12 protein-coding genes are annotated in these 16,368 nt (G+C 48.2%); 6 read left to right on the top strand and 6 right to left on the bottom strand.

Features of this window, described 5'->3' with window-relative positions:
* Positions 1-186 precede the first annotated feature (186 nt).
* Both QMG91_RS02830 and QMG91_RS02825 read left to right on the top strand, forming a co-directional pair.
* Complete coding sequence (locus QMG91_RS02830; protein ID WP_281828729.1) at positions 187-2,769, top strand: TRAP transporter permease; 2,583 nt, start codon at positions 187-189, stop codon at positions 2,767-2,769.
* Between the two features lie 54 nt (positions 2,770-2,823).
* Complete coding sequence (locus QMG91_RS02825) at positions 2,824-3,264, top strand: universal stress protein (RefSeq protein WP_004401764.1); 441 nt, start codon at positions 2,824-2,826, stop codon at positions 3,262-3,264.
* Between the two features lie 56 nt (positions 3,265-3,320).
* Here QMG91_RS02825 and QMG91_RS02820 read toward each other — a convergent pair whose 3' ends face one another.
* From QMG91_RS02820 to rapA, 3 genes are all read right to left on the bottom strand, one after another.
* Positions 3,321-4,274 (bottom strand): D-2-hydroxyacid dehydrogenase, encoded by a 954-nt coding sequence (locus tag QMG91_RS02820; protein WP_281828727.1) that lies wholly within the window; start codon positions 4,272-4,274, stop codon positions 3,321-3,323.
* 24 nt (positions 4,275-4,298) lie between these two features.
* Positions 4,299-5,036: a bifunctional tRNA pseudouridine(32) synthase/23S rRNA pseudouridine(746) synthase RluA gene (gene rluA / locus QMG91_RS02815; RefSeq protein WP_281828725.1), complete on the bottom strand. Its 738-nt coding sequence runs from the start codon at positions 5,034-5,036 to the stop codon at positions 4,299-4,301.
* Between the two features lie 93 nt (positions 5,037-5,129).
* Positions 5,130-8,039 carry an RNA polymerase-associated protein RapA gene (rapA, locus tag QMG91_RS02810; RefSeq protein WP_281828723.1) on the bottom strand — a complete coding sequence of 970 codons (2,910 nt, stop codon included), beginning with the start codon at positions 8,037-8,039 and terminating at the stop codon, positions 5,130-5,132.
* Positions 8,040-8,461: 422 nt separating this feature from the next.
* Between rapA and QMG91_RS02805 the strand changes: the two genes are divergently transcribed.
* The 4 genes from QMG91_RS02805 to QMG91_RS02790 all read left to right on the top strand — a co-directional run bounded on the left by QMG91_RS02805 (position 8,462) and on the right by QMG91_RS02790 (position 12,580).
* Positions 8,462-9,835 (top strand): PhoH family protein, encoded by a 1,374-nt coding sequence (locus QMG91_RS02805; RefSeq protein ID WP_281828721.1) that lies wholly within the window; start codon positions 8,462-8,464, stop codon positions 9,833-9,835.
* A 132-nt stretch (positions 9,836-9,967) separates the two neighbouring features.
* Entirely contained in the window at positions 9,968-10,165 is a 198-nt protein-coding gene (locus QMG91_RS02800) for a hypothetical protein (RefSeq protein WP_022605534.1), read from the top strand.
* 166 nt (positions 10,166-10,331) lie between these two features.
* Positions 10,332-11,138: a response regulator transcription factor gene (locus QMG91_RS02795; protein WP_022551562.1), complete on the top strand. Its 807-nt coding sequence runs from the start codon at positions 10,332-10,334 to the stop codon at positions 11,136-11,138.
* Positions 11,135-12,580: a sensor histidine kinase gene (locus tag QMG91_RS02790; RefSeq protein ID WP_281828720.1), complete on the top strand. Its 1,446-nt coding sequence runs from the start codon at positions 11,135-11,137 to the stop codon at positions 12,578-12,580. Before QMG91_RS02795 ends, QMG91_RS02790 begins: the two co-directional genes overlap by 4 nt.
* A gap of 6 nt (positions 12,581-12,586) precedes the next feature.
* Here QMG91_RS02790 and QMG91_RS02785 read toward each other — a convergent pair whose 3' ends face one another.
* From QMG91_RS02785 to QMG91_RS02775, 3 genes are read right to left on the bottom strand one after another with little or no spacing between them, the layout of a single operon-like run.
* Positions 12,587-13,351, bottom strand: a complete 765-nt coding sequence (locus QMG91_RS02785) for an enoyl-CoA hydratase-related protein (RefSeq protein WP_004401756.1) — start codon at positions 13,349-13,351, stop codon at positions 12,587-12,589.
* Between the two features lie 25 nt (positions 13,352-13,376).
* Positions 13,377-14,717, bottom strand: a complete 1,341-nt coding sequence (locus tag QMG91_RS02780; protein WP_281828717.1) for a ferredoxin reductase domain-containing protein — start codon at positions 14,715-14,717, stop codon at positions 13,377-13,379.
* Entirely contained in the window at positions 14,714-16,351 is a 1,638-nt protein-coding gene (locus tag QMG91_RS02775; protein WP_281828715.1) for an AMP-binding protein, read from the bottom strand. The genes QMG91_RS02780 and QMG91_RS02775 overlap by 4 nt, the downstream gene beginning before the upstream one ends.
* Positions 16,352-16,368: the final 17 nt, after the last annotated feature.

The following is a 16,368-nucleotide window of genomic DNA, read 5'->3' as shown; positions in this document are numbered from 1 at the left end:
AGACAGTACCTACGATAATTCTGACTGATGCACTGTTTCAAAACACCGATTATTGTCTTGAGTAGTCTCAATAGCTAGACTGAATACACTTGTTAATATTTTGTTAAGATTTTTTCGTTACATTAAATGAACGATCGGCTGCAGGATACGCAGCACAAAACACCAAAAATAATAAGGATAACGTACATGACGCAGACAACAACACCGTCTCAAGATGTGCAAGATATGGTGGCACAGGCCGACACCGGAGCACGAAACCCTTCAGGTATTCCAGGTCGGATCTTATGGTTTGTCCCTCTTTGTTGGTCCCTTTTCCAACTGTGGTACGCATCACCTCTGCCATTTATTTTCAATATTTTCGTTCTGAACGACACTGAAGCCCGAGCAATCCACCTGACATTTGCAATCTTCCTGGCATTTACTGCTTACCCGGCGATGAAAAACTCCCCAAGGGATCATATTCCCCTTATCGACTGGGTTTTGGCACTGGCAGGTAGCTTTTCAGCGGCATACATTTATCTATTTTATACCGAGCTCGCAGGGCGTTCTGGCGCACCCACTACGTTTGATATCGTAGCAGCCGTTACAGGCATGGTGCTATTGCTAGAAGCGACTCGTCGCGCGCTTGGTCCTCCACTCATGGTGGTTGCAGCGGTCTTCTTAACCTACACCTTCGCAGGTCCATACATGCCAGACGTAATTGCCCACAAAGGCGCAAGTCTGAATAAGGCCATGTCACATCTTTGGTTAACAACTGAAGGGGTATTTGGCGTTGCATTGGGTGTATCGACTTCCTTCGTATTCCTGTTCGTATTGTTTGGTGCAATGTTAGAGCGAGCGGGTGCAGGGGCATACTTCATCAAAGTCGCATTCTCACTACTCGGTCATATGCGTGGTGGTCCTGCAAAAGCAGCAGTAGTGGCTTCTGGTTTATCAGGTCTGGTTTCGGGTTCCTCCATTGCCAATGTTGTGACCACAGGTACATTTACTATTCCACTGATGAAGCGAGTCGGATTCCCGGGCACTAAAGCTGGTGCAGTTGAAGTTGCAGCATCCACAAACGGTCAGCTAACACCGCCAATCATGGGTGCTGCCGCATTCCTGATGGTGGAATACGTGGGCATTTCTTATGTTGAAGTGATTAAAGCAGCACTTCTGCCCGCTTTGATTTCTTACATCGCTTTGATTTACATCGTTCACCTTGAAGCCTGTAAAGCAGGCATGACTGGTCTGCCTCGTCGCCATAACCCAACACTGGTACAAAGCCTTCTTTCCTTTACAGGAACAATTTTAGGTCTGTGTATCATCAGTGCATTGGTGTACTACGGTGTAGGCTGGACGAAGGATGTGTTTGGCGAAGCGGCAACACCTATCGTGACTGTTGCTTTACTTGTGGCATATGTAGCACTGATTCGCGTATCTTCTAAGCACATGAAGGAAGGCAACATTTCGATTGATTCCGAGTTAACCGAAGTCCCTGAACCGGGTCCAACTATTAAGTCTGGCCTGCATTACCTGCTACCTATCGTTGTGTTGGTTTGGTGTTTAACCGTAGAGCGATTCTCACCTGGTCTGTCTGCTTTCTGGGCAACAGTGTTCATGATCTTCATTCTGATCACTCAGCGTCCTCTGCTTGCCATTATGTCTAAATCTGGCGACAGCGTTGCCACTCAAGTAAAAGAAGGTTTTGTTGACCTGGCAGAAGCACTGGTCTCTGGTGCTCGTAATATGATTGGTATCGGTGTTGCGACAGCAGCCGCTGGTACGGTTGTAGGCGTAGTTACTCTGACAGGTATCGGCTTGGTAATGACAGACTTCGTTGAGTTTATCTCAGGCGGCAGCGTTATCCTGATGCTTCTGTTCACTGCGGTTATCTCACTGATTCTGGGTATGGGTCTTCCTACCACCGCAAACTACATCGTAGTATCGACTCTGATGGCTCCAGTCATCGTGACACTGGGTGCAGCTCATGGATTGATCATTCCTCTGATTGCCGTTCACCTGTTTGTGTTCTACTTCGGTATCTTAGCCGATGATACGCCACCAGTTGGTCTGGCTGCTTTTGCTGCCGCAGCGATTGCAAAGTCTGACCCAATCAAAACTGGTATTCAGGGCTTTACCTACGACATCCGAACTGCAATCTTGCCATTCATGTTCATTTTCAATACCCAGCTACTGATGATGGGCATTGACTCGTGGTGGCATCTGCTTCTGACGGTGATTTCTTCCATTATCGCAATGCTGATTTTCTCAGCAGCAACACAAGGCTGGTGGTTTACGAGAAACAAATGGTGGGAAACAGTACTATTGTTGGTGCTGACGTTCTCCTTCTTCCGTCCGGGTTTCTGGTGGGACATGCTTTACCCGGCAAAAGATTACTATGAAGGTAATCAGATTGTTGAAATTGCAGAAGGTCTGAACATCGGTCAGACTCTGGAACTTCGAGTGGGCGGTGAAAACCTAGATGGCGATTACAGTGAAAAGACAGTGCGTCTGCCATTCGAAGAATCAGCCGCAACGGGTGAAGAGCGAGTAAGCTCCATGGGTCTGATGCTGAATGAAGTCGATGGTCGTATGATTGTTGATATGGTCGAGTTTGGCAGCCCTGCTGAAACATCTGGTATCGATTTTGACTGGGAAATCAAATCAGTCGTTCTGGACGCGGATCGCCCAATGAAAGAGTGGGTGTTTGTTCCTGCCCTTCTGATTTTGTTTGCCATGGCCTGGAACCAACGACGTCGCGCGATGAAAGACGCCATTCCAGCTTAATTCATTCTAAAATCGGCAGCACCCAATCCCGTGCTGCCTTACAAGAGATAAGCTATGTATAAAAATATATTGGTTCCCGTCGACCTTAATGACGAAGGCTTTGCTGATAAAGCCATTGAGCTGGCTGTTTGGCACGCTAAAAACTCAGATGCAAAAGTCCACCTACTAACTGTTCTTCCGGGTATTCATAACTCCATGGTCGCTACGTACTTTCCAAAAGACGCGGCCAGCCAGATGAAGAAAGACGTAAAAGCACAGTTGCAGAAAGTAGCTGACGAAAGCCTAACCAAAGCAAAAATCACAAACGAAGCACATGTCGCCGAAGGCAAGCCCTACGCCGCTATTCTTAAGCATGCAGACAAACTCAATGTCGACCTTATCATCATGCCTAGTCACAAGCGTTCAAAGCTAAACAAAGCAGTATTGGGTTCCGTCGCATCCAAAGTAGTACAAAGCGCCAAAGTCAGTGTATTGGTGGTGAAACCACAAGGTTAAAGTTCAATACCTTACAGAAGTGAAAAGCACGCTATTCAGCGTGCTTTTTGTATGTTCTAAACCACTCGGTTGCGTAATTCCCCATCGACATAAGACTCAATATTCTCGACCAGAATTTCACAAAGACGAGTGATCGCGCTGTCGCTTCCCCAGGCTACGTGGGGGGTGAGCAATAGATTGGGTAAATCCATATTCGCTATCAGAGGGTTAGACTCGTCGGCGGGCTCTTGGGTAAATACATCCATGCCTGCACCTGCAATGGTATTGGATTGAAGTGCTTCCACTAGCGCCTCTTCGTCAACTAAACCACCTCGCCCTGCATTGACGAGAATCGCATTGCTCTTCATTTGCTCCAGCTCAGATGAACCAATCAGGTTTTGAGTATTTTCGGTAAGTGGGCAGTGCAAACTGATAACATCCGACTCGGTCAACACCTGTTCAAAGGGTGAATAACCCTGACGACATTCCGATTCACCTTTGCGTTCTGCATAAGTGACATTCATACCCACCGATTTTGCAAGTTCACCTGTCGCTCTTCCCAGTGCGCCCGAGCCGATGATGCCCATTGTAGAACCGGCAATATCACCGATAGGATGAGTGAAAAAGCAGAACTGCTTCTTCTTTTGCCATTCACCATTGGCGATGTCTTGGTGATACGCCATAAGGTTGCGTCTTAGCGCAAACACCGACGCAATAACGTGCTCAGGAACTGATTGAGTCGCATACCCTTGGATATTACAAACAGCGATACCACGGCTTCTACAATACTCAAGATCGATGTTGTTGGTGCCAGTCGCCGCAACGGCAATTAGCTTGACCGACGCCGCAGCTTGAAGGTTGTCGGAATTCAGAACCACTTTATTGGTAATAATGATGTCAGCGTCTTGAATACGGCTTGCCGTTTCTTCGACTGTCGTCAGTGGATACTCTATCCACTCATGGTCAAAAGCAGGTTTTGGAACGGGAATCTGGGCAGGAATGGTGTCTCTGTCTAGAAAGACGATTTTCATTGAAGGCTCCTTTCCTGCCTTCAATTAGGGTGTAGGCAGGGTTTTATAATCCGGTAATGTGTTATCGAGCTGAAATTGTTGCAGAATTTCGGGTTTCGCTTCGGGATAAAAATCACAAGGTACAAACATCGCCTGCAATTCTTGCGTTGCCGGGTGATAAAAGGTCAGTTCTGTCGCGTGCAACTCCAGCCTATCAGAGAACGCCATGGCTTCTGGAGACGCATAAAACTCATCCCCAATAATCGCGTGCCCCAAAGCTTGCATGTGAACTCTTAATTGGTGAGAGCGTCCAGTGATGGGTAATAACCTGACAACGGACGTTTTCTCTTCACGCTTAACGACTTGATAGCGAGTCAATGAAGGTTTTCCGTATTCAAAACAAACTTTCTGACGAGGGCGATTTGGCCAGTCGCAAATCAGCGGCAGATCGACTTCACCCTGATCGTTTTCGGGATGCCCCCAAACTCGAGCGTAATAGATCTTATGGGTTAAGCGATACTGAAACTGCTTTTTCAGCGCTCGCTCTGCTTCCTTATGTTTGGCAAACAGCATCAAGCCAGAAGTCGACATATCAAGCCGATGCACCACTTCTATCTCAGAATACATTTCACGCAAACGGCTCCACATACAGTCTGCGTGCTCTGGCGCTTTACCGGGAACAGACAGTAAACCAGACGGCTTATTGGCTATCAGAATATCTTCATCCTGATAACTGATGTCTGTCCAGGGTTCTGTGGGTGGAGTGTATTCAAGCATTGCCATAATTAAGACACATTCGGTTGGTTTAACACTTTGATTAGTGGAAAGAGCAAGGAGAAGTGGCTGACCACTTCTCCTTTGCTTCTATTCCCTTTTCTAGTTGTGGCTCACCACAATCAGGCGGAGTGAGTCCAACTGAATCTGGGCACTTTGGATGTAGCCAGTCAGCTCTTTGATTTGGGATTCAATCGATTCTAGCTCTTCGTCACGAATGTTCGGGTTGACGGCTTTTAATGCCTGCAGCCTTTCTAGCTCACCATTCAGGCTGGATTGCATGTCTTTCAATGCACTTTCACGTACCTTCTCTAGGTGCCCCTGAATGTGTCCTTCACCGGCTTCTATCAGCTTGTGAACGTCATTCTGAACCGAATTCACTAACTTGCTTGCAAGGTGACGATTCACCGGGCTTAACTGACGGTTGAAGCCTTCAAACTCAACCTGTTCAGACAAGTCGTTGCCTTTGCCATCGAGCATCATGCGAATTGGGGTTTGCGGTAAGAAGCGAGACAAGCCACTGCGTTTAGGCGCTTGCGCATCCACCAGATAAACCAGCTCCAGAAGAATCGTACCGACTGGCAGCGCTTTGTTTTTCAGAAGCGATACCGCCGAGGTGCCTACCCCTTCGCTTAGCAGCAAATCAATACCACCCTGAATCATTGGATGCTCCCAACTCATGAAGTGCATGTCTTCACGTGAAAGCGCGGTGTCACGATCAAAGGTGATGGTCGCGCCTTCATAAGGAAGACCTGGGTAGCTTGGCACCATCATGTGCTCAGACGGCGTCACCACCAGCGCATTTTCGCCTTTGTCGTCCTGATTCAGACCAATGGTATCGAAAAGGCTAAGAGCGAACGTAACCAGATTCGTATCGCCGTCGGTCGATTCAATTTGCTCAACAATCCCTTGCGCTTTTTCGCCACCATTAGAGTGGATCTCAAGCAAACGGTCACGACCTTGCTCGAGCTTGGATTTTAGCTCCTGATTCATATGACGTGAGTGTTCAATCACTTCGTCCAGCGTTTCAGTTTTGCCTGAAGCCAACATCTCGATTAACTGCTCGGAATACTGATCGTAAACTGCACGCCCTGTAGGGCATGTTTCTCCAAAGGCACTCAGACCTTCATCAAACCAGCGTGCAAGAATCGCTTGAGAAGTCCCTTTCAGGTAAGGCACGTAGATATCGATGTCGCGTTGCTGCCCGATACGATCCAGACGACCGATTCGTTGCTCCAACAAGTCAGGGTTAAATGGCAAATCGAACATCACTAATTGGTTAGCAAACTGGAAGTTGCGACCTTCCGAACCAATCTCAGAACAAATCAGCACCTGCGCGCCACCTTCGTCCTGCGCAAAGTAAGCGGCTGCTTTATCACGTTCCAGAATCGACATCCCTTCATGGAAAACCGTGGCACGTATGCCCTCACGTTCACGAAGAGCCTGTTCAAGTTGAAGTGCAGTATTGGCACGAGAAGCAATCACCAGAACCTTCTCGCTGCGCTTAGTTTTCACTTTTTCGATTAGCCAGTTCACTCGAGAATCAAACTGCCACCAGGTTGCGCTATCGCCTTCAAATTCCTGATAGATTTCTTCTGGATAAAGCATCTTCATAGCGCGGGCTTCTGCGCTCATCTGCCCGCCTAACATGCCTGCCACTCTCATAGCCGTGGTGTACTGGCTCGGAATATCCATTGGCAGAAGGTGTACGTTGCGCTCTGGGAAGCCTTTAATTGCCGCACGAGTGTTACGGAAAAGTACGCGACCCGTGCCATGACGGTCCATCAGGTTATCGATTAACTCTTGGCGCGCTTTGGCTTTTTCTTCTTCTTCGCAATTGCCTTCTATGATGCGGAACAATGGCTCGACATCCTGCTCGGAAAGCAATTCAGTAATTTGGTTTTTCGCTTCATTTTCCAGTTTCTCACCAGAAAACAACGTTGCGACGGCATCGGCAACCGGCGCGTATTGCTGCTCTTCTTTTACGAAAGCCTCGTAATCGTAAAAACGATCAGGGTCGAGAAGACGAAGACGGGCAAAGTGGCTTTCATGACCTAACTGCTCTGGTGTTGCCGTAAGCAATAACACCCCTGCAGTGCGCTGCGCCAGACCTTCTACCACCTGATATTCGCGGCTTGGGTTGTCCTGACTCCACTCAAGGTGATGCGCTTCGTCGACAACCAGAAGATCCCAGTCTGCATCCAGAGCCTGTTCAAAACGCTTTTTGCTCTTGCGTAGAAAATCCAGAGAACACAGCACGTATTGCTGAGTGTCAAACGGGTTATCCGCTTCGGCGTATGCTTCAATACAACGCTCTTCGTCAAACACTGAGAAGTGCAGGTTGAAGCGGCGCATCATTTCCACCAGCCACTGATGCTGAAGGGTTTCTGGCACCACAATCAGGATGCGCTCAGCGCGACCAGATAACACCTGCTGGTGGATAATCATGCCAGCTTCGATGGTTTTACCCAAACCTACTTCATCAGCAAGGAGAACACGCGGTGCATGTCGGCGACCCACTTCGTGAGCGATGTAAAGCTGATGAGGAATTAGACCTGCACGCATACCACACAAGCCGCGCATTGGGCTTTTATGCTGCTGATACTGGTTATTCAGAGCGCGGTAACGCAAAACAAAGTTGTCCATGCGATCAATTTGACCGGCGTACAGTTTGTCCTGAGGCTTATTGAAGCGAATTTGATGGCTGAGCATGATTTCGCGCAGTAACACACCGGTTTCTTCGGTGTCAGTACGTGTTCCTAGGTAAGATAAGACGCCGTTGTCATCTACGACCTGGTCGACTTTCAGGCTCCAGCCCTCGTGGGAATCAATCACATCGCCAACATTGAACGTCACGCGAGTTACCGGGGCATCTGAGCGGGCATACACTCGGTTTTCTTCCGACGCCGCAAATAGCAAAGTCACGGTTCTGGCGTCCAGCGCCACTACCGTACCCAAACCCAAGTCACTTTCTGTGTCACTGATCCAGCGTTGACCTAAAGCAAATGTCATGTGATTGACTACCTCAATTGATATGTTCTGTTTCTACAGGGCAATTATACGTGAAGGACAGAGTCCTGTGTTTTTTCTTCACCCTGTTCAAAAGGGCGCTCATCTTACTTGAACACGTGATTCGCGTCACGTTCATCGCGAGTAATTTGACGCTTTTTTTTACCCATTTCGCAATTGCAATCAAAGTGTAAAAGAGTTGTGACAAATCTAAATTACAAACCCATGAACTGTTGCTTATACTTACTAGTGAGCTCGCACCGAAACAGGAAAGGTGTTGAGTTTGGTATCTTAACGGGTCTGAAGTATGTCACTCTCCTAGCGGTACCTTTTTGGGGTTTTGGTACCCCTCGCCTTCTGCAGTGACCTATGCCTCAGACAAATGCTTGGCTAAGCACTCTGCTGCGGCAGAAAAGGAGACGCTTATGGGCGATACCGACCGGAAAATCTTTGTACTGGATACGAATATCCTTCTGCACGAACCTTTCGCAATTTATTCCTTTCAAGAACATGATGTGGTCATTCCAATGACCGTCCTCGAAGAACTCGACCGAATCAAAGACAGTAAACGCGATGTAGCAAGGGACGCACGCGTAGCGATTCGAGCAATGGAAAACCTGTTTCACGATGCCACGCCAGACCAAATCTCTGAAGGCATTCCTCTCTCCAAAGACAACGCCAGCGGCACGCTTGCTATTCTTGCCGATTTTGAATTGCAGGAAACCGTTCGCGCGTTTGCCGACAAAGAAGGCGATAACCGAATTTTAAACGGGGTGATTTACCTCCAGAACAAACGATCACCCCGTGAAGTAGTTCTTGTAACCAAAGACATTAATATGCGATTACGCGCCAAAGGTGCTGGCGTGCGATTCGTAGAGGATTACCGCACCGATCAGTTGATTGACGATGTACAGTTCCTGACCAAGGGCTTCCATACCTACGAAGGGGATTTCTGGACAAACATAGAAAAGGTTGAAAGCCGCAGCGAAGCTGGTCGAACCTACCACGACATCAACAAAGAGTCGCTAGAACCGACTTTCATTAACCAATACATCGTAGATAAAGATACCGACTTTGCTGCTCGTGTCGATTCAATGGACAACCAGACAGTCACCCTCAAACATCTTAGCCGAGAGCGCCTGATGAACCGCCAGGCATGGGATGTGAGACCAAAAAATATCTATCAAGGTATGGCGCTTGATGCTCTGCTCGACCCGGATATTGATTTGGTCATCCTAACTGGAGCGGCGGGCAGCGGTAAAACCATGTTAGCCATGGCTGCCGCGCTGGACATGTCGATTGAACGCAATCAGTTCGATAAGATCATCGTCACCCGAAATACACCAGACATTGGTGAATCCATTGGCTTCTTACCGGGTACGGAAGAAGAGAAGATGATGCCCTGGCTGGCTGCCGTCACCGATACGTTAGAAGCATTGCATAAAAACGACCACTGCACTGAAGGTTCGCTCAAGTACATTTGTGATAAGGCCAACATTCAATTTAAGTCGATCAACTTTATGCGCGGCCGTTCTATTCAGAATGCCTTTGTGTTGCTGGATGAGTGTCAGAACCTGACGGCTTCTCAAATCAAAACCATCATCACCCGTTGTGGTGAAGGGACTAAGATCGTGTGCTCCGGTAACCTGGCACAGATCGATTCCCCTTATCTGACCCCGGTCACCTCGGGTTTGACCTATATGGTTGAACGCTTCAAAAACTTTGAAGGCAGTGCCAACGTGCACCTAAATGGTGTTGTACGTAGCCGCCTGGCAGAGTTTGCTGAAGAAAACCTGTAACCCTAAATGCCTCTCACACCATGTGAGAGGCACTTCCTGACATACGCTTACATACCCAACGTTCAACTTATCGCTTTTGCTGGTAATAATTAGGTTCAGAGACCAAGAATTCTATCAATAGTGAGGTGAACGATGGCGAGAATCTATTTACAACTGGAAAGTACCCTCGACCAATCAGTCCTGATTGACGAGTTCGAGCCCGATGATACTTACATGGGTTCAATCAAAGCGGTTGATATTATTCGTCATCTTCAAAATGTGAATAAGACGAACGCCTTTGAGCGATGGACCTGGCGTTTTGACTACTCACCTACGCTCTTATCTTCCTGAAAAGCTCATTTCGTGACACGCTAATTTTCCCTGTGTTTCACTCTTCAATCATTTTTGAGACCAGTTCCACTTTTCTGTCCTAAAAGCGAATTTCCTGACGTTGGTCTGAAAGAGAAGCACACCAGAATTGGTCTACTTCTTGAATCGACTAGAGAGGGAAGTCACGATGTCATATACGATTCTAGTGGTCGAAGACGACCAGGATATGGCGAACCTGATCAGCCTTAATTTGAAGGTTCAGGGTTACAAAACCATTCTTACATCTCACATAAGCGAAGGGTATCAGATCGCCTGTCAGGGGTTGGCAGACGCGGTTATTCTGGACAGAAAGCTGTGTGATGGTGACGGCACTGAAATGTGCAAACTATTGCGGCAACAACATATCGGGATCCCCGTTCTTATGCTGACAGCCTTAACCAGCGAGCATGATATGGTAGATGGACTGGAAGCCGGAGCGGACGATTACCTGACCAAACCGTTCAGTGTGATCGAACTTCAAGCCAGAGTCCGGGCTTTGCTACGAAGGGCTCAGCACTCCCACTGGCAAGATGCCAGCGACAATGCATCAGATGTAACGCCACCACAAGCCAACCCAGACTGGCAGGTTGCGAACCATTCAACCCACCAGCTTGCTCCCGAGCAGGTTGAACGGGATACGCCTGCCGCTTTGATCTTCGACGAGCTGGTCATTTCCAAAAAGCAGCATGAAGTGCGCCTTGCCGGAACAAACGTCAATCTTACGCCAACAGAATTCTCCCTGCTTTACTGCCTTGCCAGCAAACCGGGAAGAGTATTCACCAAAGATGAACTGCTCATGAGGGTATGGGATACCGACTATGACGGCTACCATCACACGGTGTGCAGCACCATCAACCGACTGAGAAACAAAATAGAAAAGCCTCAAAACAAAATCCGCTATATTCGAACCGTGTGGGGCGTCGGGTACAAATTTCAGCATGAGGCGAGACCATGACCCGTTCGTTTCAAAAACGTCTCTTTCTGCTTTCTCTTGTCTGGGCTTTGGTGAGCATTCCTCTTCTTACCTACCACTTCCATATGACCTGGCAAAACAGCGAACAAAGTGCCCGTCAGTTTCTTCATAAAGATCTGGCTCGCCACATGCGAGACGAAAACCCGCTGATGGAGGGGAATGATTACTCCCCTAAAGCGTTGAAAAGCATCTTCCATACATTGATGATGCTAGGTCCCGATTTTGAAATCTACTTTCTGGATAAAACAGGGAAGATCACCACGACTGGGCTAAAAGAAGGGGTTGAGTTTGCGCCCCGCGTTGACATCGCTCCGATAAAGCAGTTCCTTAAAGGCGGCAACTTACCCATTTTAGGAGATGATCCTCGTGACATGTCTCGCCAGAAAGTGTTTTCAGTTTCTGAAATTCAGGGGGCAGAAGGGGTTGAAGGCTACCTTTACGTGTTAATTGGTCGACAGTCTTCCGCCATCGCGCGTGTGAATCGTTATATGATTCAATACTCACCTATCTTGGTTGGCGGTATCGCTCTGATTTTATTGTTCACCTTCCTGATTTATCGCTTAATCAAAAAAGATCTTCTTAATCCGAGCCAGCATCTGATTCGCCAGATTGAACACTCCGCTAAGGAGAATTTTCGCGTTGAACCCAACCTTAAAGTGCCTGTTTCTGAATTGATGCCGCTTTCCAGACAGTTTGGTTACCTGCTTGAGCACATACAATGGCAGTTTCTGAGGCTTCGACAGCAAGAGCATTCAAGGCGTGAATATCTGATGCGCTTAAGTCATGACCTGAAAACTCCGTTAGCCAATATACAAGGTTATCTGGAGACTTGGTTAATCGATGGCAAACAAAATCCAGAACTGGTCTCTACTGCCCACAGCAATGCGTTAAAGCTTCACGAACAACTTAAAGAGCAATTTGAGGCTGCCAAAAAAGAGCTGGTAGAGCCAGAAGTTGCACCCGAAGCCATTGATGTGAGCGAGTTTATCAAAGAGCTGAAAGATCGTTTTGAAATGGGGCTGGAGAAAAAGTCGTTGGATATTTTTACCACCATTTCAGTTAACGCGTTAGTGCATGCCGATAAAAAGCTGCTTAATCGTCTGATGGATAACCTGATGGAAAATGCCATCCGACACAGCCCAGAACACGCCACCATTCAGCTGTTTGTCAAACCGCATTCTGGATTGTCTTCGCAATTGCACGTTCGGGACATCAGCATTGTGATCATCAATACGGTTGCCCCAGCTAACAGCGGTGGCGAGTTAGGTATGGGGCTGAAAACCGTCAATGCGATACTGGCGCTGCATCAGTCCAAACTTGAAATCTCGGAACAACCGGGCTTGTTTATCACCAAATTCAGACTTCAAGCCGAACCGATTTCAGATGGTCTAGCAGTTAACAGCGCCATCAATCACATTGGTTAGCCCTAATCAATGTCCCTGAAAGTTAGGAGCACGTTTTTCTAAAAAAGCGTGCATCCCTTCTTTCTGATCACTGGTTGCAAACAAAGAGTGGAATACTCTTCTTTCAAACAACAACCCTTCCTTAAGTGGCACTTGTTCAGCCCGATCAATCGCTTCTTTGGCGACTAATACCGATGGTTTGCTGTAGCTGGCAATGACTTTGGCGATCGCTAATGTTTCTTCCAGTAAAGTTTCATCCGGCATTACTCTTGCGACCAAACCTGCCCTTTCGGCTTCCAACGCATCCATCATTCGACCTGTGAGAATCAGATCCATCGCCTTGGCTCTGCCGACCAAACGAGTCAGGCGCTGAGTCCCTCCAATGCCTGGAATAACACCCAGTTTAATCTCCGGCTGCCCAAACAGTGCCGATTCGGCTGCGTATATCAGATCGCACATCATAGCCAGCTCACACCCTCCCCCCAATGCGTAACCAGACACCGCAGCAATCTTGGGCGTTCGGAGGGAGCAAAACGCATCCCAGCCTGAAAAGTAATCCGTGCTAAGCATTTCACTGTAGCTTTTGTCTGACATTTCTGCGATGTCAGCACCAGCAGCGAATGCACGCTCTGACCCCGTTATTACAAAACAGCCGATATCAGGGTTTTGATCGTACTCGGTCAATGTCTGCGTAATCGCAGACATGACTTCACTGTTGAGGGCATTGAGTTTGTCAGGTCGGTTGAGTCGAATAAGAACAACGCGACCGATTAGTTCAGTTTGGATAATCATGACCTTTCTCCTTGCTAGAATGGTTTTAGGAATCCCAAATGGCGCCGTAGGCTGGAATTCCCCGACTCTCTAAGCCAAACACCACTTCCTGGGTCAGTTTCTGATTGGCGATACATATCACCGCTTCTGCATCAAATTTTTTGTAAGCCGCGTACGCCAGCTTCACCATGTCTGGTTTGCCTTTTTCCGTGGTATCCCAAATGTCCGCATCCGGCTGAACTGATAAGATTTCATCAACCAAGTCATCACCGTAAGTTTCGCGTGGTGTTCGGGTTGACCAGACCAGATGCATCGGCACTTCTTTTGCCAACAGGTGTGGCAGGCAAGGCCCGATTCCGCTTCCTGTTGCGATATACACCACTCGCTTAAATAGCACTTCTATGTTCGCCACTCCTGCGGTCGGGATCCCTTTAACCCAAAGGTGGCTTGGTTTGTTTTCAATCAGCTTGCCCGTCCAGTCACCCGCTCGTGATACCGTCAATCGAAAGCCTGGTTCACCTGGGCTAGGCACGTTTGCAAAGTGGTGCCACTCCATTAAAGGATTGGTGCTGATAGCCGTAGAAGACCCGGCAAATGGTGTCACGCCATAATCAAACTTAAGCAGCGCTACGTGGTTTGATGGCGTCACTATTTCCACTGGAACGCGACGCAGGCGCAGCCATGGAAGAAGAATACTGAAGGTAACGATCACCAGAGCCCAAAACGATGCGGACTCCAACAAAACTTGTCCAAAGCTCTGCTCTGGGTGTAAATCTGCCGCCAGAGCAAAAGTTTGCGTCCAAAACAGTGCCAGAACACTCCAGCCACCGAAGCGATGCGTTTTCTCAAACGCGTTGTGATATTTCTTACGAATGTTTGGCAGCGCCATAAAGATGATCAGCATCAGCAGAGCAAGAATGGCGTACGTAATTCCCAGTGTACTTGGCGATATTTTTGCCAGTTGATGCTGGTAGCTGTATGCCAAAGCACCCGTAAAGATGGCGAACCATGTAGTTGCTGCCATCGCGCTTCCACTGTGTAACCCACCGTGGTGGTAAATTTTCCCAAGGTGCCAGCGAATTGCTAACGGCCACGAGGTAGGCGCTCGCGTTGCCAGCCAAAACAGCAGGTTGATTACGTATTGCTGACGCACCAGCACCGCGACAGTCAGGTTCAGAACCACCATGTTAGAGAGTGTTTGCAGTGCAATGGAGTCAGATTGAAACCAGCCTCCTGCAACAACGCCATAAGCCAGTGTCATCAAATTCGCAGTGAGCACTACAATCACTAAGCGATAATAGTGTTCCATCGCCGGATAAGACCAGATACGACGAAGTAACGATTTTTGCTCGGGCAGAACAATGGCACTTTGATCTATCGAACTCATTGGGTTTCCTCCGTAACTTCTGTTTGCGATTCTTGGAAATGCGCCATCAACGCGCGCTTATCGATTTTTCCTCTTGATGTTTTGGGCAGGCTGTCCAATGCAAAAACCACCTTGGGTACACAGTAATAAGGCAAGTGGGCTCTCACGCTTTCTTGCGCCAGCTCAGGGTTAACATGACTAGGAGTGACGAATGCGATGAGTGTTTTGCAGTCGACCTTCATAGTGACGGCCTGGTGGCAGTGATCGGTTTTTTCGAGCACGCGTGACACCGAATCCAGCTCAACTCGGAACCCGAGGATCTTGACCTGATCATCCGTTCGCCCCAGATGAATGAGCTCGCCATTTTTATTCCATTTGCCCAAGTCTCGGGTGCGGAACATTTTGTATTTGCCACCAAGAAAAGGATCCGGGCGGTAGCGATCGGCGTTGAGCACTTCATTGCCAATGTAGCCCGAGGTGACACACAATCCACCAGCCCACATTTCACCGACTTCACCAATGGCACAAGGCTTCAGATCTTCATCCAGAACGTAAACGGTGTTGTTAGGTGTCGGTTTACCTATGGTGAGTTCATCACAAGACTCAGAATAATGTTGCGCAGTATTGATGATGGTTGTTTCCGTTGGACCACAAGAGTTGTAGAAACGGCAGAACGATGACCAGCTATCCGCCAGAGGCTGTGGGCATGGCTCTCCAGCAACGGCTGCCACCTGAACAGACTGACAACGTTCAGCGTTTAAGCTTGCCAGAATGGAAGGGGTAGCGATGACGGCGTCCGCGCGACTGACGGTTTCTTCTATGTTTCGGCTGCGAATCAGCAAGGTAGCCCCGTGGCAGAGCGTGACAAAGATTTCCCAGGCACACATATCAAAGGCAATGCTCAGAATCTGTCCTACTTTCATACCCGGTTCTATTCCCAGGTTGCCTGGCGACGTCATTACAATATTTGCCACATTCTGATGTGTTACCTGTACTCCGTTAGGTGTCCCTGTGGTTCCTGATGTGAACAAAATAAAGCAACGGGACGTGGGGTCGACTAGTGGAAAACTGTATTGATTGGCTGGGGAGAGTTCATCAAGCAGCTCGTCGAGAAAGAATAGCTTTTGATGCTCGAATTCTGGCAGGTGCTCTGAGAGATGAGACAGGCTAAGTACCACGTCGATATTGGCGGTATCACACACGTGTTTAAGCACTTTCTCAGGCGCGACTCCGGCGTGTTGTGGAACGTAACAAGCACCCAGTTTTAAGGTAGCCAGTATCCCGATGAGCATTGGAATTGAACGGGTTAGAAAGATCCCGACCGCATCACCCTGCCCGACACCACGCTGACTCAGAAATTGGGCGAGCTGGTTGGCTTTCTCGTTTAAAGCTTGGTAGGTAATTTCCCGACCTTCATGAATTGCGGCAATGGCTTCAGGGTGCTGCAGTGCCTGCGCTTCAATTGCCGTATGAAGACATGAGAATTCTGGGGTAGCGTAAGGACCCTGACCAAACTGCTCGAATAAGATCTGATCGCTCATAGGCAATTCAGACAACGCATCTCTGTGAAAATGAAAACGACGCGTAGCCTGATGAAAAGATTGCTCAAGCTCAGGGTGGGGGTTGTGTTCTGACTGTAACTTTGGGAGTTTCATTAACTTTCTCCTTGTTA

Origin of the sequence: Vibrio nigripulchritudo, from assembly GCF_027924785.1 — a bacterium.
Classification (GTDB): Bacteria; Pseudomonadota; Gammaproteobacteria; order Enterobacterales; family Vibrionaceae; genus Vibrio; species Vibrio nigripulchritudo.
Note: the sequence above shows the minus strand (reverse complement) of the source record. Positions and strands in the feature narration are given on the sequence as shown.

Coding starts and splice junctions, on each gene's coding strand:
- rapA (WP_281828723.1), bottom strand. CDS start 8,039: ATGACATTTGCTTTAGGTCAACGCTGGATCAGTGACACAGAAAGTGAC.
- QMG91_RS02780 (WP_281828717.1), bottom strand. CDS start 14,717: ATGAGTTCGATAGATCAAAGTGCCATTGTTCTGCCCGAGCAAAAATCG.
- QMG91_RS02795 (WP_022551562.1), top strand. CDS start 10,332: ATGTCATATACGATTCTAGTGGTCGAAGACGACCAGGATATGGCGAAC.
- QMG91_RS02825 (WP_004401764.1), top strand. CDS start 2,824: ATGTATAAAAATATATTGGTTCCCGTCGACCTTAATGACGAAGGCTTT.
- QMG91_RS02805 (WP_281828721.1), top strand. CDS start 8,462: ATGGGCGATACCGACCGGAAAATCTTTGTACTGGATACGAATATCCTT.
- QMG91_RS02785 (WP_004401756.1), bottom strand. CDS start 13,351: ATGATTATCCAAACTGAACTAATCGGTCGCGTTGTTCTTATTCGACTC.
- QMG91_RS02775 (WP_281828715.1), bottom strand. CDS start 16,351: ATGAAACTCCCAAAGTTACAGTCAGAACACAACCCCCACCCTGAGCTT.
- QMG91_RS02790 (WP_281828720.1), top strand. CDS start 11,135: ATGACCCGTTCGTTTCAAAAACGTCTCTTTCTGCTTTCTCTTGTCTGG.
- rluA (WP_281828725.1), bottom strand. CDS start 5,036: ATGGCAATGCTTGAATACACTCCACCCACAGAACCCTGGACAGACATC.
- QMG91_RS02800 (WP_022605534.1), top strand. CDS start 9,968: ATGGCGAGAATCTATTTACAACTGGAAAGTACCCTCGACCAATCAGTC.
- QMG91_RS02830 (WP_281828729.1), top strand. CDS start 187: ATGACGCAGACAACAACACCGTCTCAAGATGTGCAAGATATGGTGGCA.
- QMG91_RS02820 (WP_281828727.1), bottom strand. CDS start 4,274: ATGAAAATCGTCTTTCTAGACAGAGACACCATTCCTGCCCAGATTCCC.